The sequence below is a fragment of the Bordetella sp. MIP270_01_BMS genome, assembly GCF_054958705.1.
The window spans coordinates 1,534,652-1,554,991 of record NZ_CM143297.1 but is presented as its reverse complement, the minus strand read 5'-3'; the positions used below and the strand labels follow the sequence as shown (position 1 = coordinate 1,554,991).

Here is a 20,340-nt window from a genome sequence, read left to right as displayed (position 1 = left end):
ATAACCCTGGGCGCGGTAGTGGGGGCAGGCCCAGGATTCGACTCGTGCTTATGCTATGGTGTGACGAAATGAACCGCGCCCGCATCGCGCCACTATGATAATTACATCGCTGCTCGACACCGACCTGTACAAGTTCAGCATGATGCAAGTGGTATTGCATCATTTTCCGGCCGCCCAGGTCGAATACCGATACAAGTGCCGCACCCCAGGTGTGAACCTTCAGCCCTATCTCGATGAGATCCGGTCCGAAGTGCACGCATTGTGCCAGTTGCGCTTCACTGACGAAGAACTGCAGTACCTGGGTAACTTGCGCTTTATCAAAAGCGACTTCGTGGATTTCCTGCGCCTGTTCCACATGCCCGAACGGTGCATCCATATCGGCGAAGGCGAATTGCCCGGCGAGATCTCCATTACCGTCCAGGGCCCCTGGCTGCACACCATACTGTTCGAAATCCCGGTGCTGGCCATCGTGAACGAAGTCTATTTCCGCAACACGCGTCGCCATCCCGACTGGGAAGAAGGCCGGCAGCGGCTCCAGTCCAAGATGCATCTGGTGCTGGACGACCCCGCGCTGGCCGATTTCCGCGTGGCCGAATATGGCACGCGGCGGCGGTTTTCCAAGGCGTGGCACCAGGAAATCGTGTCCACCATGAAGGCGCAGATGGGCGAGCATTTCGCGGGCACGAGCAATGTGCTGCTCGCCATGCAGCACAACGTGCTGCCGCTTGGCACCATGGGCCACGAGTATCTGCAGGCCTGCCAGGCGCTGGGCCCCCGCCTGCGCGACTCGCAGGTGTTCGCGCTGGAGGTCTGGGCCAAGGAATACCGCGGCGATCTCGGCATCGCACTATCCGACGTCTACGGCATGGATGCGTTCCTGCGCGATTTCGACATGTATTTCTGCAAGCTCTTCGACGGCGCCCGGCACGATTCGGGCGATCCGTTCGTATGGGGCGAGCGGCTGCTCGAGCACTATCGGAACAACCGGGTGGATCCTCGAGCCAAGACGCTCGTGTTTTCCGATTCGCTGACCTTTCCGCGGGCCATCGAGCTGGCGCGGCAGTTCGCCGGCCGCTGCAAGGTATCGTTCGGCATCGGCACCAACCTGACCAACGATCTGGGGCATGAGCCGCTGCAGATCGTCATGAAAATGGTTCGTTGCAATGGGCAGCCCGTGGCCAAGGTCTCTGACGCCCCCGAGAAAACCATGTGCGACGACCCCGCGTATCTGGCCTACCTGCGGCAAGTCTTCCAGCTGCCGCCCGCCTGAAGGGCCGGGCGGCTCGATTTCTACCAACCATCTCTATTCAGGGGATTTACTGATGAGCAGTATTCAACGCGTCAACGTGGAAAAGCGGCTGTCCGACATGGCCGTGTACAACGGCGTGGCCTACCTGGCCGGCCAGGTGCCCGACGACGCCACGCTGGACATGGCCGCGCAGACCCGCCAGGTGCTGGCCACGATCGATCGCCTTCTGGCTGAAGCGGGTACCGACAAGTCCAAGATCCTGATGGCGCAGATTTTCGTTGCCAACATGAAAGAGTTCGACGCCATGAACCAGGCATGGGACGAATGGGTCTCGGCGGGCAATGCGCCACCGCGTGCCACCGTGGAAGCGCGACTGGCCAATCCTGACTACAAGGTCGAAATCGTTGTCACGGCCGCCGTCAACTGAGCATCACCGGGCGACGGCTTCAATATGGCGCTGCTGTTCTGAAGCGGCACCGTCACTGTCGCGGTGACTCGCGCGGCGGCTGGCCCGCCGACGCGACCCAGCCCCGAAACGAGAACGCGGCGTAAAACAGCGCGACGTCGGTAAAGCCGGCGTCGCGCAACAAGGCCTCTTCTTCGGCGACCGGCAACAAGTGCAGGCGCGCCGCCATGCCGGCGGCCGAGCCCTGCGCCCGCACCCTGTCGTTCCCCTCACGATCGGCGAACAATGCCGAGCGCGCCAGCCATGGCAGCGGGCTTCCTCCAGGTGCGCTGTGATGAGCCATCACCAGGCGAGCGCCGGGCCTGAGCCTTCGGTGGAGTTCCTGCAGAGTGCGCTTTCGTTCGGCGGGTTCCAGGAAATGCAGCGTCAGCAGGCAGACGGCTCCATCGTGCAAGCGCAGGGGCGCGGCGTCGATGATCCCTTCCACCAGTTCGACCCGGTCGGCGCAGGGTTCCAGCGCACGCCTTGCCAGCGCCAGCATAGCCGCTGATGGATCTACCCCGGTGAACCGCCACTCGGGCTGCATGACGGCCAGCGCGTGGAGTTCCATGCCGCCTCCCGCCCCCAGCACCAGTACCTGCGCGTTCCTCGGGGCGTGCTCGCCCAGCAATAGTCCGGTCATTCGATGCAGATCGGCCAGACCCGGCACTTTGCGCGCGGTCTCGTCCGCGTAGTGGATCACCCGGCTGGCGTCGGAAAAGGGCAGGGCGGGCCTGGACATGGGATTGGACAGGTCTGAAGAGCAATGAGGGTGGTGCCTGGGTGATCGGGGCATGGCGGCGGCATAACCCACAGAGTGGCGCAGCCTCTGCGAGTCGCGGCCCAGCGGCGGCACAGGATTTCAAGTATCCTCAAAAGATACATAACGGCGCGACGGCTGTCAATCGCGCGGGGCTCTGCGCGATAAATGGTGTACAGCGCAGGCAGGCACGCCACTTGCAGAGGGATAGCGCGGCCGCTGGGCCGCAACCACAATCACAAGGAGCACGCCATGGGTACTATCCTGCTGATCATCTTGATTCTGCTGCTAATCGGGGCTTTTCCAAGCTGGCCGTACAGCCGGGGCTGGGGATACTACCCAAGCGGTTTGCTGGGCATCGTGGTGATTGTGCTGATCGTCATGCTGCTGACCGGCAGGCTATAGCGTCAGTCTTCGCCCGCGAGCAGGGTGGCGGCCAGAAGGCCGCCCAATTCGGCGCAACGCTGCTCTGCTTCACTGCCTAGCAGCTTCGGTGCCTCGATGTCGGCAGGCGTCTGGGCGCCATTGCGTTCGATGAGCGGCGGGGCTGCCGGGCGCAGCCTCCACCCCGTGCAGATGCGTTCCGCCTGGCGGGCCGCCCCGGTGCCGTCGGTGCCCGCGCTGATGGCCAGCGCGTAAGGGCGCCCCTCTATGTGATCCAGCGCGCCGTAGTAGCAGCGGTCGAAGAATTCTTTCATCTCGCCGGTGAGACTGGCCAGGTTCTCGGGGGCACAAAACAGGTAGCCGTCGGCCCGTAGCAGATCGGCCGGCTGCACCGTGCCGGCCGCCCGCAATTCCACTTGCAGCCGACCGGGCAGTTCTAGCGCCTGCGCCGTGGCGCGCGCGCCGCCGGCCATGGCGGCGCTCATCTGCCGCGCGGCGCCCGTGCGCGAATGCCAGACGATGAGCAGGCGTTTCATGGCAACTCGGTCGCGTCAGGGCGCGCACGGCGGGCAAGCGGGTTCTGGCGGTAATACGCCTGCAATAGACCAAACCATTCCGGCAGGCTTGCCGCGAGGGGTTCCGGGTCGACAAAAAAATGTTCCGAGCTGACAGCAAAAAATTCGGCTTCGTCGGTGGCCGCGTATGGGTCGAGCGGCAGTTGGCTGTACCAGGGGTCGGCGTCGGGGCTTTCCGGGTCTATGTGGCTCGGAATGGCCGCTTCGACCGCCTCCAGCGCGGCGGTGTAGCGATCCAGCGAATCTTCCAGCACCCGCCGCCACGCGCGCGGCTGCAGATCCGGATGCGCGCCCAGTCCGGGCATGCCGTCGGCGTGGCCCGATGCTAGGTCCAGTTTGTGAGCGAACTCGTGAATCACCACATTGAATGCGCCCGCACGCGGCAGCGTGTCCGCCCAGGAAAGGATCACTGGCCCGCCTTCCCAGGCTTCTCCGGCGGCGGCCTCTTCGTATTCGTGAACGATGCCCAGGTCATCCTGGTGCACACGAGGAATCGAGAAGCCCTCCGGGTACACGATGATCTCGTCCCAGCCCTCATACAAATCCGGCGAAAGGTTCAGGATAGGCAGCGCCGCCTGGGCCGCGATCGACAGTCGCATGAAATCGTCGGGTTGCAGGCCGCGAGCCCCGTTGAGGTTCTTGCTGGCCAGCAGCCATGCCGCGCGCGCCAGCAGCTGATCCCGCTCGGCCGCGTCGAGCACCTCCAGAAAAGGGTGGGCGTGCAATACGCGGCCCCACAGTTCGGGGGCGATGCGCGCCTGCACCTGCGCCACCGCCGAAGCGGCAGCGCCCCGGCCCCTCAGCCATCGCAACATAACTCTCGGTTCCTTGTTCATGCCCGCCGCGTGAGCTTCGCGGCACTTGCGCTTAGTGTAGAGTGTAGGAAAATCTTGCTTTTTGCCGGCCAGGCTCGTGCGCGATGTCCGTAACTACAGATACCGATGCGTTGTCGCCGTTCGACGACTCCTGGCGCGAGCTGGCAGGCGCCGGGCTCGACGCGGATGCCCCTCAGCAGATCGATCGGGCGGTGGCCTGGGCCACGCCGCAGTTCGCAGGCCAGCGTACGCCGACTGGCGAGGCCATGGCCTGCCATGCCGCCGGTGCGGTGCGCATCCTTGCCGGCCTGCAGACGGATGTCGCCACACGGGTGGCGGCTTTGCTCGCCGCACTGCCCGTCGATCTATCCCAGCCTGCACCGCCGTTGCGCAGCGATCCTATCGCCGTGGAGTTCGGCGCCGAAGTCGGCCGGCTGGTGCAGGGCGCTCGCGCCCTGCTGCGCCTGGGCATGGTGGCTCGCCAGGCGAGCGACAGCGAGGCCGACAGCGTCGACCAGAAGGAAATGCAGCGCAAGATGCTGCTTGCGATGGCGGCCGACCTGCGCATTGTGCTGATGCGCCTGGCTTCGCGCCTGCAGACGCTGCGGTGGCATGCCGAATCCAAGTCGCCCTGCTCGCGCGCCTTTGCCCAGGAAACCCTGGATCTGTATGCGCCTTTGGCCAACCGGCTGGGTATCTGGCAGATCAAATGGGAAATGGAAGACCTGGCATTCCGCTTTCTCGAGCCCGACCGTTATAAGCAGATCGCGCGCCTGCTCGAGGAAAAGCGAGTGGAGCGCGAGGCCTTCATCGCCGACGCCATCGAACGGGTGCAGTCCGCGCTGGCCCGGGCGGGCATCGCGGCAGACGTGAGCGGGCGTCCCAAGCATATCTACAGCATCTGGAACAAGATGCGCCTCAAGGGGCTCGAGTTCTCGCAGCTCTACGACCTGCGCGCCTTGCGCATCATCGTCGACGATGTGCGGGCCTGCTATACCGCGCTGGGCCTGGTGCACGATATGTGGTCCCCGCTGGGCGAGGAGTTCGACGACTACATATCCCGGCCCAAGCCCAACGGCTACCGCTCGTTGCACACCGTCGTGGCCGATTCCGACGGCAGGCCATTCGAGATCCAGATCCGCACGCGCGGCATGCACCAGTTCGCTGAGTACGGCATGGCCGCGCACTGGCGCTACAAAGAAGCCGGCAGCAAGGGCGGGCAGGTGGCCGCATCCAGCGAATACGACCGCCAGCTGTCCTGGATGCGCCAGTTGCTGGCCTGGAATACCGACATGGAGGCGGGCGGCGGGGCTAAAGTCGCTCCCGCCCGCGCGCCTCGTGACGAGCGGATTTACGTGCTGACGCCGCAGGCCCGCGTCATTGAACTGCCTGCGGGCGCCACGCCGGTCGATTTCGCCTATCACCTGCATACCGACCTCGGGCACCGCTGCCGCGGCGCGCGCGTCGACGGGCAGATGGTCCCCCTGCAGACCCATCTTGCTACCGGCCAGACGGTCGAGATCATCGCTGCCAAATCGGGCGGTCCGTCGCGAGACTGGCTCAACCCGCAACTGGGCTTTCTGGCCAGTCCGCGGGCGCGTGCCAAGGTCCGCATGTGGTTCAACGCCATCGAGCTGCAGCAACGCATCACCGCCGGGCAGGCGCTCGTCGAAAAAGAGTTGCAGCGCCTGGGCAAGACGGCCGTCAACCTTGAGCAGCTGGCGCAGAACCTGGGGTTCGCCCGCGCCGACGACCTGTACGTGGCGGCGGCCAAAGACGAATTCAGCCTGCGCCAGATCGACGCCGCATTCCAGCAGCCGGCCCCGGAACCCGAGCCCGAGGCCGCCGACCTGGCCAATGCGCACAGCGTCGACAGTGCTGCCCGAAGCGGCAAGAGCGGGGTGCTGGTGGTGGGCGTCGACTCGCTGCTGACCCAATTGGCACGCTGCTGCCGGCCGGCCCCGCCCGATGCGATTGCCGGCTTCGTCACACGTGGCCGCGGCGTATCCATTCATCGAACCGGCTGCCGCAGCTATCAGGCGCTGGCCGCGCGCGAACCGGAGCGCGTCATCGACGTGGCCTGGGGCGAGACGTCCGAAACGTTCTATCCGGTGGATATCAGCGTGCGCGCCCATGATCGTTCCGGCCTGCTGCGCGACCTTTCCGAGGTATTCGCGCGCCAGCGCCTGAACGTCGTGGGCGTCAACACGCAAAGCCGGCAGTCGCTGGCGCACATGATCTTCACCGTAGAGGTGCGCGGGGGCGATTCACTGAGCAAGGCATTGGCGGCGCTGTCCGAGGTGCCGGGCGTGACCACGGCGGGCCGTCATTGAGCGGGGCGGGGGCGCCGCGGGGCACGCCGGTCCGGCTACGGTGTGCGGCCGTCGCACGCTGACGCGGGCGGGGGTGTGCCGACCGCTGGTAGGAAGGCGCCGGGTTCTCGCCTACACTCGGTCTTTTACCCCGTCGGGATTCATCACATGGATACGCGTAGCTGGCTGCAAACCCTGATCGGCATGGATACCACCAGCCGAAACTCCAACCTGGGGCTGATCGAGACCGTGCGCGACAGCCTCAGATCCCAGGGCGTGCCAGCCTGGCTGGCCTGCAATTCGGACGGCAGCAAGGCCAATCTGTTTGCCACGCTGCCCGCCAGCGACGGCGGTGAGCAAGGCGGCATCGTGTTGTCGGGTCATACCGATGTCGTACCCGTAGACGGCCAAGCCTGGTCGACCGACCCCTTCACACTCACTGAGTCCGATGGGCGGCTGTACGGCCGCGGGGCCTGCGACATGAAGGGTTTCATTGCCACTTCACTGGCGCTGGTGCCCGAGTTCCTGGCGATGCCGCGCAAGAAGCCCATACACCTGGCCTTTTCCTATGACGAAGAAATAGGCTGCGTGGGTGCGCCCGTCATGCTGGCCGAAATGCGCGAGCGGGGCATCCGGCCCGACGGTTGCGTCGTGGGCGAGCCCACGGGCATGCAGGTGGTGGTGGCGCACAAGGGGATCAACCTGTTCAGTTGCTGTGTGCAGGGCAGGGCGGCGCATTCGTCGCTGACCCCGCGTGGCTGCAACGCGATCGAGTATGCCGCGCGCCTGATCTGCCGCATCCGCGAGCTGGCGGATGCCTTCAAGGCAAACGGACCATACGACGAGTTCTTCGACGTTCCTTATTCCACCCTGACCACCAACCTCATCCAGGGCGGGATCGCGGTCAACACCATACCCGAGCGTTGCGAGTTTTCATATGAATTCCGCAATCTGCCCGGCATGCCGCCCGAAAACATACAGGCGGAAGTCGAACGCTATGTGCAGGAAACCCTGCTGCCGGCCATGCGCGCCGAGTTCGACGGGGCACGCATCGATATCAAGGCAGGCGCCATGGCGCCCGGCCTCGAGGCCTCGGAAGAGGCTGCCATCACCGAGCTTGTCCGGGCGCTGACCCACGACCGCGCCACGCGCAAGGTGGCCTACGGTACCGAGGCAGGACTGTTCCAGAATCTGGGAGTGCCCACCGTCGTATGCGGCCCCGGCCACATCGAACAGGCGCACAAACCCGACGAATACGTCGCGCTCGACCAACTGGAAGCCTGCGAAAAGTTCCTGCGCCGCCTGGGGGCGTCGCTGGCATAGCATCATTTCACCCCGGCCCGGGGGTGTGGCTTCATGCTCGGGTAAAATGGTCGGTTGCGTAGCGGGCTATGCGGCAGACGATGTGTTGGCCGCCGGCCCAGGAGAAACTGGTGAATTCTTACGACCTTCCAGATGCCCAGGGCCATTTCGGCCCGTACGGCGGCGTGTTCGTTGCCGAAACGCTGATGCATGCGCTCGACGAATTGCGTACGGCGTACGACCGTTCCCGCCTCGATCCCAAGTTCATCGAAGAGCTCAACTACGAGCTCGCGCATTTCGTGGGACGGCCCAGCCCCCTCTACCACGCTGCGCGCTGGTCGCGCGAACTGGGTGGCGCGCAGATCTGGCTCAAGCGCGAAGATCTCAACCATACCGGCGCGCACAAAATCAACAACTGCATCGGGCAGGCGCTGCTGGCTCGCCACATGGGCAAGCCGCGGGTCATTGCCGAGACCGGCGCGGGTCAGCATGGCGTGGCCACCGCCACGGTCGCGGCGCGGTATGGCATGGAATGCGTGGTCTACATGGGCAGCGAAGATGTCCGGCGCCAGGCTTCCAACGTGTACCGCATGAAATTGCTGGGCGCCACGGTGGTGCCGGTCGAGTCGGGCTCGCGCACGCTGAAAGACGCGCTCAACGAAGCCATGCGCGACTGGGTCACCAATATCGAAAACACCTTCTACATCATCGGCACGGTGGCGGGGCCCGACCCCTATCCGCGCATGGTGCGCGATTTCCAGGCCGTCATCGGCCAGGAATGTATCGAGCAGATGCCCAAAGACGCAGGCCGCCAGCCAGATTACGTGGTGGCTTCGGTCGGGGGCGGTTCGAACGCGATGGGTATTTTCTACCCCTATATCCCCTACGAACAGGTGCAACTCGTGGGTGTGGAAGCGGCGGGCGAAGGCATGGACAGCGGCCGCCACGCGGCGTCGCTGGCCGCGGGCCAGGTCGGGGTGCTGCACGGCAATCGCACCTACGTCATGCAGAACGCCGACGGCCAGGTCCAGGAAACCCATTCCGTGTCCGCCGGGCTTGATTACCCCGGCGTGGGCCCCGAACACGCCTGGCTGAAAGACAGCGGACGCGCACAGTACGTGGGCATTACCGACGAAGAGGCGCTGACCGCCTTCCACGACTGCTGCCGCATCGAAGGCATCATGCCGGCGCTCGAGTCTTCGCACGCCATTGCGCAGGCGGTGAAAATGGCGCCCACCTTGCCGCAGGACAAGATCATTCTGGTCAATTTGTCGGGCCGCGGCGACAAAGACATGCATACCGTCGCCGAACGCGCGGGCATACAGTTCTGACACCATGACAACCCCCAACGATCGCATCGCTGCGGCGTTTTCCCGAGTGGCCGAATCCGGCCGCTCTGCCGCGCTGATTCCCTATATTGCCGCCGGCGATCCCGCGCCGCAGGCCACGGTGCCGCTGATGCACGCGCTGGTGCAGGCCGGCGCCGACATCGTCGAGCTTGGCGTACCGTTCTCCGATCCCATGGCGGACGGCCCGGTCATCCAGCGGGCCGCCGAGCGCGCCATTGCCCAGGGCGTAGGTTTGCGCCGGGTGCTGGAACTGGTGGCCGAGTTTCGCAGCAAGGACGCCACCACCCCAGTCGTGCTGATGGGCTATGCCAATCCCATTGAACGCATGGGGCAGCAGAATTTCGTGCAATCCGCCCGGCAGGCGGGCGTCGACGGCGTGCTGGTGGTCGACTATCCGCCCGAAGAGATCGACGAATTCGCCGCGCAGCTCGATGCCAACGGCATCGCGCCGATTTTCCTGCTAGCACCCACGTCCACCGATGCGCGCATCCAGGCTATTGCCAACATCGCGCGCGGCTACGTGTATTACGTCTCGCTGAAAGGCGTGACTGGCTCGGGCAGTCTGAATACCGACGACGTCGCGGCACGGCTGGCGCTGATCCGCAAGCACGTAAGTATTCCTGTCGGAGTCGGTTTCGGCATCCGTGACGCGGCCAGCGCACAGAATATTGCGCGCGTCGCCGACGCCGTCGTCATCGGCAGCAAGCTGATCGAAACCATGGAGCAGGCTGCAGCCACCGCGCCTGCCGGCAAGCAGAACGAGGTCGCCATCGACGCCGCCAGCCAGTGGCTGGCAGGTATCAGGCAGGCGCTCGATCAAGTCAAACGAGGCAGCTCGCAGGCCTGAAGCCGCCGCGCGTTGCCCACTACGGAAGAAAGACCATGAGCTGGATCGAAAAACTCCTGCCGCCGCGTATCAACAAATCGAACGACAGCGGGGCGCGCCGCGTTCCCGAAGGCCTGTGGGTGAAGTGCCCGTCCTGCGAGTCGGTGCTCTACAACGAAGACCTGGCCGCGAACCTGCACGTATGCCCCAAGTGCGATCACCATATGCGCATCGGCTCGCGTGCCCGGATCGATTCGCTGCTCGATGTCGAGGGCCGCGTCGAGATCGGCCAGAACACGCGTTCGGTCGATTCGCTGAAGTTCAAGGACACGCGCAAGTATCCCGAGCGCGTCCAGGAAGCCATCAAGCAGACGGGCGAAACCGACGCGCTGGTGGTGATGAGCGGTTCGATTCGCGGGGTGCCCGCCGTGGTGGCCTGCTTCGAATTCGAGTTCATGGGCGGGTCAATGGGATCGGTGGTGGGTGAACGCTTCGCCCGCGGCGCCCAGGCAGCCCTGGACAACAAGACGCCGTTCATCTGTGTGGCCGCTTCGGGCGGCGCCCGCATGCAGGAAAGCCTGTTGTCGCTGATGCAGATGGCCAAGACCAACGCGATGCTGACGCGCCTGTCCGCCGCAGGGCTGCCCTTCATCAGCGTGCTGACCGACCCCACCATGGGCGGGGTGTCGGCCAGCTTCGCTTTCATGGGCGATGTGGTGATTGCCGAACCCAAGGCGCTGATCGGATTCGCCGGGCCGCGGGTCATCGAACAGACGGTGCGCGAGAAGCTGCCCGAAGGCTTCCAGCGAGCCGAGTTCCTGTTGCAAAAAGGCGCGATCGACATGGTGGTCGACCGCCGCCAGTTGCGTGAAGAAATCGCCCGGCTGCTGGCTTTGCTGACCGATCAGCCGGCGGACGTCGTCGCGGCCTGATAGCGCCAAGCCATGCTGGCGCTTGCGTCAGCTTTGCGGGCCGGCTGATTCAGCCGGCCTGTGGCTTTTCGGCCCCATCATGGCCGTTTGGCTTGGCCGGGTCGCAAGGGCGGGGGGATTTTCTGCTATGTTTACTGGTGCTTGAAAAAAACAGGAGCATTCATGCTGAAGCGCAATAATAAAAATCCACGGGCAGGCTTGGCCGCCCTGGTTTTGGCAGGTCTGGCATGTTCGGTGCAGGCCCAGGAATCGACCCAGGGCGGTATCGGGCTGCACTATGGCGTGGGCGACAAGTACCAGCGCGCCGAACTGGTGTATGAAACGCCCAGTATGGAACTCTACCGGTTTGGCGGAAACTGGGGTCGGCTCGACCTCACCGGCGAATTCGGGGTCGCCTACTGGTGGGCCAACGGATCTCGCTCGCCCAGCAACGTGTGGCAGTTCAATGCCATTCCCATGTTTCGCTGGTGGATGACCGAACGCTTCTACGTCGAGGCCGGCATCGGCGCCACGGCGTTTACCAGCACCAAGTTCGCCGACGAAAGGATCAGCACGGCCTTCCAGTTCGGTGATCACCTGGGCCTGGGTTTCATGGTCACTCCGAACAACCGCCTCGGACTGCGTTACTCGCATTTCTCGAACGCCAGCATCAAGCGACCCAATCCGGGCCTGGACGTCGTCCAGCTCACCTACTCGTACCAGTTCTGATCCGCAACCGCGCCTTGGCGGCCTTCGGGCCCCAGGCGTGGTGGTCCTTGACCGGCTGCGAGACATCCCTGCCGCAGGTCCGGCCGGGAAGGCACGACGGCCATGGCCGGCCGGGTGCAGCCTGGCAGACCCCTCCCGCCCGGTCCGGCCTCGCCCAGGCCACTCGGCTCGAGCCGAACCCGGGCAGGGCCACGGTCATCTTTTTACTGGCCCAGAGGGCCCATCCGCGAGCCCATGCTGCCCGATCTCGTTTCCCTGGCCCTGTTGCGCCATGCTGTGGAAAGCCGCAGCCTGTCGAAGGCGGCCGAGCGCATGCATATCACGCTGTCTGCGGCCAGCCGGCGCATATCTCTGCTGGAACACCAGTTCGGCATCGAATTCTTCGGGCGGCCGCCCGGTGGCGGCATCGAACCCACGCCGGCAGGCATCATCGTGGCGCGGGGGGTCGACAAGGTGATGCACGAAATCGAACGGGTGCAGCATGAGCTGGCCGATTACGTAGGCGGCATACGGGGCTGCGTGCGCCTGTTCGTGAACACTACTGCCATGGCTCAGGGCTTGCCGCAGGAACTGGCGCGTTTCGGTGTTTCGCGCCCTCAGGTCAAGGTTGAGGTCTGTGAACGGCGCAGCGCCGACATTCCCGGTTATATCCACGAAGGCGCGGGTGACATCGGCATTGTCATGGAAGGTGCGGTGCTCGAAGGGCTGGATGTCTACCCTTACAAGGTCGACCGCCTCTGCATCATCGTGCCGCAGGATCATCCCTTGCAGGCCGAGCGCGTGCCGTTCCAGGACTTGCTCGACTACGACTTCATCGGGTTGGACACCAATGCCTTGCAGACCGACCGCATGCTGTCGGCGGCTACCGTGCACGGCAAGAACCTGAGGCTGCGCGCGCAGACGCAGAGCTTCGAGGCTTTATGCCGCATGGTCGAGGCGGGCCTGGGCATAGGCATGCTGTCCAGCGCGGCCGCGGTCAGTTATGTGCCCAGCCTGCGCATCCGCATGATCGAGGTCAGCGACCCCTGGGTGGAACGCAAGATCCTGCTCTGCGTACGGCCCGGCGAGATCGACGCGCCCACGCAGGAACTGCTGACTTTCCTGGCCGGATCCCAACCAGCCCGGGCGCCCGGCGCGGCGGTCTGATGCCCCTTCGAATCCTGCTAATGGCGATTGATGAAATCGCACTTGCCGGCCGTATTGCCGTCTATATACTGCTTGCAACGGCAACGATCCGGTCCCGCACCGCGTAGGCACTTGCGTCAACTGCGTGCAGGCGCTGCGGATGACTTCCGGGCTGACCCTGTACGCGGGACAGGCGGCCGGCCCCACTCGGCCGGGTGGGTGCGTTTCTACACCATGCGTTGATATACAGGCGGGTTGAATCCCCGCCGGCCGCTTGTCGCGCCTGCAACTTGTCGCGCCTGCAGAATGAAGAAAGGAGGAGGCATGACCGCGATTGCGCGGCGAGCCCGCCTTCGAAGGCAATGTGGTCCGGTTCAACCAGAAACCGCCGCGATGAGACAACCGGACGCCGGGCGTCGGCCCGCGTTCATTTTCTACCGACGAGTGAAGCCATGACGACGCAGACACCGCCATATCGCAGGAACGAGAATTTTGAAAAAGGATTGGAGATCCGCGAGCAATTGCTGGGCAAAGCGAAGATCGACGCCGCGGTGTGGGGCGCCGACGCGTTCAATCAGCCCATGCAGCAACTGGCCACGGAATATTGCTGGGGCGAAATCTGGGGTCGTCCCGGCTTGCCGCGCAAAGTGCGCAGTCTGTTGAACATCGCAATGCTGAGTGCGCTGAATCGGTCGAAAGAACTCGAACTGCACGTGCGCGCTGCGCTGGGCAATGATTGTTCGCCAGAAGAAATTCAGGAAACGCTGCTGCAGGCCGCCGTTTATGCCGGCGTGCCCGCTGGCGTAGAAGGTTTCCGCGTCGCCACGCCCGTTATCCGCCAGTACCTGGAACAGCGCCAGGAGGCGCAGCCATGACCGTCGCCACGCAGCCACCGAAGATCGCTTTCCCAGGTATGTATTGCCGCGCACCTTCGACAATGGAATCGCCAACGCCTTGATGCGCAAGGATGTGCGCCTGTGCATGGAAATGGCCGAGGAACTGCAGGTGCCGCTCTGGGTGGGCACGGCCGTCGACCGACTCTCGAAGCAGACGGTGCTGCAGGTCGGCCCGGACGAAGTCCACGTCCATCGTGAAGACCCTGGAGCAATGGGTCGGTGTACAGGTGGGCGCGACCCCCGGCGAGGCTGGAGCGGCACCCCATGCGTGACGACGGCCGGGCATTGGTACCCACTGTCTGATATGCCCCTTTGATATCCGCCTTGGATATCCAACTTTGATTGCCACCGTTTGACCCCCGCCAGCGAGGAGACATGAAGAACGACACAGTAGGTTTTATTGGTTTGGGCAATATGGGTCGACCCATGGCGCGCCGCCTGATCGATGCCGGCAGAGACGTGCTTGTGTACGACATCGACAGCCGCGCGGCAGACGAGCTGGTGCGGCTGGGCGCCAGATCGGCCGCGTCTATCCCGGAAGTGGCGGACGGCGCCGCCACGGTGCTGCTGAGCCTGCCCGCGCCGCCCATGGTGCAGGAAGTGGCGGCACGGCTGACCACGGGGTCGGCGGTCAAGCGCGTGGTCGATTTCTCGACCATCGGCCCCGCGGCTGCGTCGAGCGCAGCCGCGGTACTTCGAGAACGCGGTATTGCCTACGTCGATGCGCCCGTCAGTGGCGGTGTGCCTGGGGCGCGTGCAGGCACACTGGCTGTGATGGTGTCGTGCCCAGCGGAAGAGTTCGATGACGTGCAGGCTCTGCTGGGCACGTTCGGCAAGCTCTTCCATGTGGGCGAGAAGGCCGGGCAGGCGCAGACCATGAAACTGGCCAACAACCTGCTGTCGGCCGCCGCGATTGCCATTTCGTCCGAAGCGATGGCCATGGGGGTCAAGAGCGGGCTCGATCCGCGTGTGATGCTCGACATCATCAATGCCGGATCGGGCCGCAACAGCGCCACCCAGGACAAGTTTCCGCGGGCGGTGCTGCCGGGCACATTCGATTATGGCTTCGGCACCGGCTTGGCCTACAAGGACGTGCGCCTGTGCATCGACGAGGCCGAGCAGTTGGGCGTGCCCATGGTGGTGGGCGCCGCCGTACGGCAGATGCTGGCCATCACGAATTCCGTCTACGGAGCAGGTTCGGACTACACGTCGGTGTGCCGGGTGGTCGAATCGTGGGCCGGGGTCGAAGTGCGGGCTTGATCCTGTAACGCCGATTTGAATCGAGGCGGAAACCGGATATCGAAAGTGGGCCGCCGTGTTCGAGAAGTCGGGCGCGCGCGGCGACTGACGACGGCCGCTCTGGCGCAGCCGGTCACGATGCAAGATCCGGGCCGCAACAAACGGCGCTTACGCAGGCAGGAGGTAATGCACGAGCCGTTCGCGATGCCGCGCCGGCACGGCGACCGGTCGGCGCGAGGCCGGGTCGACATAGGCGTGGGTAAAGATTCCGCTGGCATGGCTGGCCGCGCCCTGTGCGGTAAACACCCCCAGGTGATAAGTGATGCTGCTGCCGCCGATGCGGTGGATTCGCAGTCCGATCTCGACCGGGGTGGGAAACGATACTGGCTTGAAATACTGGCACTGCGTACTCACCACCAGACCGATGGCGCCTCGGGACGTGCTTCCGGCCAGGCCTTCGGCGATCAGCATGCCGTTCACGGCGGTGTCGAACCACGAGTAGTACACCACATTGTTGACATGGCCGTAGACGTCGTTGTCCATCCAGCGCGTGGCAATGTGGGTGAAGTGCCGGTAGGCTTCTCGGCCTTCGGCGATCAGCCGGTCGGTCATGCAGGCTCCGTGATTTGCCGTGGGACGCCGACAGCGGCGCGCCGATTCGTTCAGCTGCGAGTCTACCGCGACGCGCGGTCCGAACCGGCCTCTGCGCGGCAGGCGCCAAGAAAAACGCCGGCGCGAGGCCGGCGTTTTCAGCGGCGGCCTTGCGGCCGCGCGTTCAGGGGCGCTGCGTTTCCACCTGCACCAGCGGCGCATTGGAAACCGGCGCCACTGGCTTGCGCTCGCGACCCAGACGCACCGGAGCGTGGCTGGCGGCAATGCGCTGCTGCGTCTGCGCCAGGCGTTCGGGGTCGGTTTCGACCCACTTCAGCCCGGTGGCGCTGACCACTTCGTGCAAGGCCTGGCTCGAGGTGGCAGGCACGGCCGCGGGCACCACGATGGGTTGCGCAACGGGAGCACTTTCAGTGGCAGGCTCGGCGGCGGCCGGGGTGGCAGCCGCGGTTTGAGCCGGCGCCGCTTCGACAGGCTTCGGTTCCGGAGCGGCCTCGGTCACTGCCGGAACCGGCGTGGCCGGCACGTCAGCTTCCACCGGCGTGGCTGCGGCGGGCGTCACGACAGGCGCTTCGGCCGCAGGGGCGTCAGCGGCGGGCGCTGCAGCCGCAGGCGTTTCCACGGCCGGGACGTCCTCGGCGCGCACTTCAGCGGCCGGGGCTTCGGTGGCCGCGGCTTCGGTGGCTGGGACTTCGGCCGCCAGATTTTCAGCCACAGGCTCCCCGCCGGCAGGGGCATGTTCCGAACGTGCTTGCGGAGCCGTAACGGCCGCGACAGGCTCGTCGATCGCCTGCACGGCGGCGGTTTCAGCCGCGGCCAGCCGGGGGGCCGGCACGGCGATTTCCGGCGTGCCTTGCGCCACTGCTGCAGCGTTGGAGACATCAGACAGGTCCAGCGCCGCGGCGCCCGCAGCAACCGCAGGCGCCTGCGTGCCCGGTGCGGCATCGCCGGCCGGCTCCAGCGCGGCTTCGGACTGGCCGTCGGACTGCTCGTCACCATCCTGCATGACCTGGTCGTCCTGGCTGCGGCGACCGCGGCGGCTGCGACGGCGGCGGCGCTTGCGTTCCGGATCGGAGCCCGCTTCGCCGTTCTCGGCTTCGGGCGCGTTGGCCTCGGCGTCGGTGCTCGCGGCTGCGGCCTCGACTTGTTCGTTCAGCGCGGCGGCAATGACCGGGCCTTGCGCGGCCGGCAGTGCAGTAGCCACGGTTTCGGCCAGGGCCGTCACCATGCCTTCCTGCTCGTTCATCGGCGCGTCTTGCTGGGCGGAGTCCTCACGGCGGTTGCGGCCGCGGCCGCGTCGGCCACGGTTGCCACGCGGCGCCGACTCGTCGGCGGTGGCGGCGGTGGCTGCATCGGCTGCCAGGGCGCGCTCGGGGCGCGCCGTTTCACGCTCGGCACGCGGCGGGCGCTCGGCACGCTCGTCTTGCCGGCGGTTGCCACGCGTCGCGGCGCGCGCGCCGGTGTCGGCCTCGGCGGATTCGCCGCGGGCCTCTCCTCGGCGGTGACGATTGCGGTCGGAACCGTGGCGTTCGCCACGGCGTTCCTGGCCATCGTGGCCGCGCTTGGCGCGCGAGCCACCGCGTTTGGCTTCGTCTTTCGCCACGGCTGGCGCAGCGGGCTCGGACGTGCCGCCCAGCCAGTTCATCAGGCGCTTGAACAGACCACCGAAACCGGCGCCCGCGGCAGGCGCCGCGGCCGGCGCGGCCGGCGCCGAAACGGGAGCGGGCTGCGACGGTGTGATGCCCTTGACCAGCGCCTCGGGGCGGGCCTTGACCTCGGGGTCGCGCGGCGCCCAGGCCATGTCGGTAGAGGGAGCTTCGGCAAGCTCGAAGCTGGTCTTGACTTCTTCGAGGCGCGGGTCGTCGTGACGCAGCCGTTCGATCTGGTGATGCGGCGTTTCCAGGTGCTTATTGGGTATCAGCACCAGGTTGACCTTAAGGCGCGCTTCCATCTTGGCGATATCGGAGCGCTTTTCGTTGAGCAGGAAGGTGGCCACATCGACCGGCACCTGGGCGTGAACCGCCGCGGTGTTTTCCTTCATGGCTTCTTCCTGCAGCAGGCGCAGCACATGCAGGGCGCTGGATTCGGCGTCCCGGATCACGCCGGTGCCGTTGCAACGCGGGCAGGTGATGTGCGAGCCTTCGTTCAGCGCCGGGCGCAGCCGCTGGCGCGACAGTTCCATCAGGCCGAAACGCGAGATCTTGCCCATTTGCACACGAGCGCGGTCGAAATGCAGCGCATCGCGCAGGCGTTGCTCGACGGCGCGCTGGTTCTTGCCGTCTTCCATGTCGATGAAATCGATCACGATCAGGCCGCCCAGGTCGCGCAGCCGCAATTGGCGGGCCACTTCGTCGGCCGCCTCAAGGTTGGTGCGCAAGGCGGTTTCTTCGATATCGGAACCGCGCGTCGAACGGGCAGAGTTGACGTCGACGGCCACCAGCGCTTCGGTGTGGTCGATGACCACGGCACCGCCCGAAGGCAGTTGCACGGTGCGGGAATAGGCGGTCTCGATCTGGTGTTCGATCTGGAAGCGCGAGAACAGCGGGATGTCGTCACGGTAGCGCTTCACGCGCTGCACGTTGTCGGGCATTACCACGCTCATGAAGGCGGTAGCCTGGTCGGCGATCTCGTCGGTGTCGATGAGGATTTCGCCGATTTCCGGCGAGAAATAGTCGCGGATCGCCCGGATGACCAGGCTGGATTCCAGATAGATGAGGATGGGGGCGGCGTTGTCGCGGGCGGCGGAGTCGATGGCCGTCCAGAGTTGCATCAGGTACGACAGGTCCCATTGCAGCTCTTCGACATTGCGGCCGATGCCGGCGGTGCGGGCAATGATGCTCATGCCTTGCGGCACTTCGAGCTGTTCCATGGTGTCGCGCAGTTCCTGGCGATCCTCGCCTTCGACCCGGCGCGATACACCGCCTCCGCGCGGGTTGTTGGGCATCAGCACCAGATAGCGGCCCGCCAGCGAAATAAAGGTGGTCAGGGCGGCGCCCTTGTTGCCACGCTCTTCTTTTTCGACCTGGACGATCAGTTCCTGGCCTTCCCGCAGGGCGTCCTGGATGCGGGCCGAACGGACGTCGACGCCTTCTTTGAAATAGCTGCGCGCCACTTCCTTGAAAGGCAGGAAGCCATGGCGATCTTCGCCGTAGTTGACGAAGCAGGCCTCGAGGCCGGGTTCGATGCGGGTGATGACACCTTTGTAGATATTGCCTTTGCGCTGTTCGCGTCCGGCGGTTTCGATGTCGAGATCGATGAGCTTCTGCCCATCGACGATGGCAACGCGCAATTCTTCTTGGTGCGTTGCATTGAACAGCATGCGCTTCATGAGTGGGGTTCTCCGTTGTCATGACGCGCCGATATCGGCGCGTGACCTTGGGCCACTCGGGCTGCGGACTGAAGCGGGGCAAGAAGCGTCAAACGGCGGCCTGGCGCAGCGCGCAGGCGTAGCCGCCGCCGGTCAGGCGGGCACGTCGTGCCCGGGGGCACGTGGTTCTGGCAGCAGGGGGGTCAGGAACACGAAGTGTGGTTGACGGAAAGGATTGCTGTGAACGGCAGGTGCGGCGAGCGATCGGCTGCACGCACCTGGGTGCTTTAATTACGCGACAATTCTTGCAGTGCATCAGAGCCGCTTGCGGCATGCAACGGACCTGCCAGGACGGCGGGCAAATGTAGTGCCACACCACCATCCGGCAGGGCGCGGTTGCGCCGGCGACCGAGAGGCCCCGGAGCTGAACGATCAGGCAGCAAGTACAATGACGACCTGCGCGCGCTCGACGGAGACGCGTACCGTTGCATCTCTACGCCAGGCGGCTTGTTCAGCCCCTTAAGGCTGTGCCGATTATATGTCGCTTTCCGCAATGCGCAAAGAAACCGCTACTTCCCACCCATCCGCCCCCGCCGTCAGGCTGGTCGAAGTCGGTCCCGAACACGACGGGCAGCGCATCGACAACTTCCTGCTCAGGTTGTGCAAGGGCGTGCCCAAGAGCCATCTGTACAAGGCCATACGGGGGGGAGAGGTCAGGGTAAACAAGGGGCGCATCCAGGTCGATTACCGCGTGGCAGCGGGCGACGTGGTACGCGTGCCGCCATTGCGTCTGCCCGACCCTGGCGCGGCCCGCCCTGTGCCCGGCGCCGAATTTCCCGTGGTTTTCGAAGACGACGCCCTGCTGGTGATCGACAAGCCTGCCGGCGTGGCCGTGCACGGGGGCAGCGGCGTGTCGTTCGGCGTTATAGAGCAGTTGCGCGCGGCCCGCCCGCAGGCGCGCTTTCTCGAGCTCGTGCACCGCCTTGACCGCGATACCTCGGGCCTGCTGATGGTTGCCAAAAAGCGCAGCGCCCTCCTGGCCCTGCACGCCATGCTGCGCGAAGGCAAGGGCGACAAGCATTATCTGGCCCTGGTGGAAGGCGACTGGGTCAACGACCGCCAGCACATCCGCCTGGCCCTCACAAAATGGACCACCCAGTCCGGCGAGCGTCGCGTCCGGGCCGACCCTGCCGGTCAGGCAGCGCATACTATAGTTACACTACAGCAGCGCTTCGGTGGATACAGCCTGGTTGACGCCGAGTTGCGTACCGGGCGTACCCATCAGATCCGGGTGCATCTGGCGGCAAGCGGCTTTCCCATCGTGGGCGACGACAAATACGGTACGGATCAGACGCGCGATCGCTTCGCGCGCCTGGGTTTCAATCGCATGTTCCTGCATGCCCACCAATTGACGCTGCCGCACCCGCTTACCGGACAGCCCCTGCGCCTGACCGCGGAACTGCCCGCGACCTGCCTCAGCCTATTGCAGCAGTTGGAGAACCTGTAG

At 65.2% G+C, this 20,340-nt stretch carries 19 protein-coding genes; 14 read left to right on the top strand and 5 right to left on the bottom strand.

Going from position 1 to position 20,340, the window contains the following annotated elements:
• Nucleotides 1-94 precede the first annotated feature (94 nt).
• Together pncB and ACV17W_RS07165 are read left to right on the top strand one after the other, a co-directional pair.
• Nucleotides 95-1,270: a nicotinate phosphoribosyltransferase gene (gene pncB / locus ACV17W_RS07170; protein WP_462595736.1), complete on the top strand. Its 1,176-nt coding sequence runs from the start codon at nt 95-97 to the stop codon at nt 1,268-1,270.
• Between the two features lie 52 nt (nt 1,271-1,322).
• Nucleotides 1,323-1,676, top strand: coding sequence for a RidA family protein (locus tag ACV17W_RS07165; RefSeq protein WP_462595735.1), 354 nt, complete (start codon nt 1,323-1,325; stop codon nt 1,674-1,676).
• Between the two features lie 52 nt (nt 1,677-1,728).
• Here the strand turns inward: ACV17W_RS07165 and ACV17W_RS07160 are convergent, their stop codons facing one another.
• A complete protein-coding gene (locus tag ACV17W_RS07160) occupies nt 1,729-2,436 on the bottom strand; it encodes a class I SAM-dependent methyltransferase (RefSeq protein WP_462595734.1) in 708 nt (235 codons plus the stop codon).
• 270 nt (nt 2,437-2,706) lie between these two features.
• On the opposite strand from ACV17W_RS07160, the gene ACV17W_RS07155 reads away from it, so the two are divergent.
• Nucleotides 2,707-2,859, top strand: a complete 153-nt coding sequence (locus ACV17W_RS07155) for a DUF3309 domain-containing protein (RefSeq protein ID WP_012248655.1) — start codon at nt 2,707-2,709, stop codon at nt 2,857-2,859.
• Nucleotides 2,860-2,861: 2 nt separating this feature from the next.
• On the opposite strand, the gene ACV17W_RS07150 is transcribed toward ACV17W_RS07155, so the two are convergent.
• Nucleotides 2,862-3,374, bottom strand: a complete 513-nt coding sequence (locus tag ACV17W_RS07150) for a flavodoxin family protein (RefSeq protein WP_462595733.1) — start codon at nt 3,372-3,374, stop codon at nt 2,862-2,864.
• Nucleotides 3,371-4,228, bottom strand: a complete 858-nt coding sequence (locus ACV17W_RS07145) for a M90 family metallopeptidase (RefSeq protein WP_462595732.1) — start codon at nt 4,226-4,228, stop codon at nt 3,371-3,373. Before ACV17W_RS07145 ends, ACV17W_RS07150 begins: the two co-directional genes overlap by 4 nt.
• A 104-nt stretch (nt 4,229-4,332) precedes the next feature.
• Between ACV17W_RS07145 and ACV17W_RS07140 the strand changes: the two genes are divergently transcribed.
• The 10 genes from ACV17W_RS07140 to ACV17W_RS07095 all read left to right on the top strand — a co-directional run bounded on the left by ACV17W_RS07140 (nt 4,333) and on the right by ACV17W_RS07095 (nt 14,938).
• Entirely contained in the window at nt 4,333-6,561 is a 2,229-nt protein-coding gene (locus tag ACV17W_RS07140; RefSeq protein WP_462595731.1) for a RelA/SpoT family protein, read from the top strand.
• A 147-nt stretch (nt 6,562-6,708) separates the two neighbouring features.
• Nucleotides 6,709-7,863: an acetylornithine deacetylase gene (gene argE, locus ACV17W_RS07135; RefSeq protein ID WP_462595730.1), complete on the top strand. Its 1,155-nt coding sequence runs from the start codon at nt 6,709-6,711 to the stop codon at nt 7,861-7,863.
• A gap of 80 nt (nt 7,864-7,943) precedes the next feature.
• Complete coding sequence (gene trpB / locus ACV17W_RS07130) at nt 7,944-9,173, top strand: tryptophan synthase subunit beta (protein WP_462596491.1); 1,230 nt, start codon at nt 7,944-7,946, stop codon at nt 9,171-9,173.
• A gap of 4 nt (nt 9,174-9,177) precedes the next feature.
• Nucleotides 9,178-10,038 carry a tryptophan synthase subunit alpha gene (gene trpA, locus ACV17W_RS07125; RefSeq protein WP_462595729.1) on the top strand — a complete coding sequence of 287 codons (861 nt, stop codon included), beginning with the start codon at nt 9,178-9,180 and terminating at the stop codon, nt 10,036-10,038.
• 35 nt (nt 10,039-10,073) lie between these two features.
• Nucleotides 10,074-10,949, top strand: coding sequence for an acetyl-CoA carboxylase, carboxyltransferase subunit beta (accD, locus tag ACV17W_RS07120; RefSeq protein ID WP_462595728.1), 876 nt, complete (start codon nt 10,074-10,076; stop codon nt 10,947-10,949).
• Between the two features lie 162 nt (nt 10,950-11,111).
• The gene (locus ACV17W_RS07115) at nt 11,112-11,657 is read left to right on the top strand and encodes an acyloxyacyl hydrolase (protein WP_462595727.1); all 546 of its coding nucleotides are present in this window, start codon (nt 11,112-11,114) and stop codon (nt 11,655-11,657) included.
• Between the two features lie 234 nt (nt 11,658-11,891).
• Nucleotides 11,892-12,803 carry a LysR family transcriptional regulator gene (locus tag ACV17W_RS07110; RefSeq protein ID WP_462595726.1) on the top strand — a complete coding sequence of 304 codons (912 nt, stop codon included), beginning with the start codon at nt 11,892-11,894 and terminating at the stop codon, nt 12,801-12,803.
• A 431-nt stretch (nt 12,804-13,234) separates the two neighbouring features.
• Complete coding sequence (locus ACV17W_RS07105) at nt 13,235-13,657, top strand: carboxymuconolactone decarboxylase family protein (RefSeq protein WP_462595725.1); 423 nt, start codon at nt 13,235-13,237, stop codon at nt 13,655-13,657.
• A 43-nt stretch (nt 13,658-13,700) separates the two neighbouring features.
• Complete coding sequence (locus ACV17W_RS07100; protein ID WP_462595724.1) at nt 13,701-13,994, top strand: NAD-binding protein; 294 nt, start codon at nt 13,701-13,703, stop codon at nt 13,992-13,994.
• Nucleotides 13,995-14,053: 59 nt separating this feature from the next.
• Complete coding sequence (locus tag ACV17W_RS07095) at nt 14,054-14,938, top strand: NAD(P)-dependent oxidoreductase (RefSeq protein ID WP_462595723.1); 885 nt, start codon at nt 14,054-14,056, stop codon at nt 14,936-14,938.
• 147 nt (nt 14,939-15,085) lie between these two features.
• Here ACV17W_RS07095 and ACV17W_RS07090 read toward each other — a convergent pair whose 3' ends face one another.
• Nucleotides 15,086-15,529 (bottom strand): acyl-CoA thioesterase, encoded by a 444-nt coding sequence (locus ACV17W_RS07090; RefSeq protein WP_462595722.1) that lies wholly within the window; start codon nt 15,527-15,529, stop codon nt 15,086-15,088.
• A 163-nt stretch (nt 15,530-15,692) separates the two neighbouring features.
• Nucleotides 15,693-18,854: an Rne/Rng family ribonuclease gene (locus ACV17W_RS07085; protein ID WP_462595721.1), complete on the bottom strand. Its 3,162-nt coding sequence runs from the start codon at nt 18,852-18,854 to the stop codon at nt 15,693-15,695.
• Between the two features lie 517 nt (nt 18,855-19,371).
• Between ACV17W_RS07085 and ACV17W_RS07080 the strand changes: the two genes are divergently transcribed.
• A complete protein-coding gene (locus tag ACV17W_RS07080; protein WP_462595720.1) occupies nt 19,372-20,340 on the top strand; it encodes an RluA family pseudouridine synthase in 969 nt (322 codons plus the stop codon).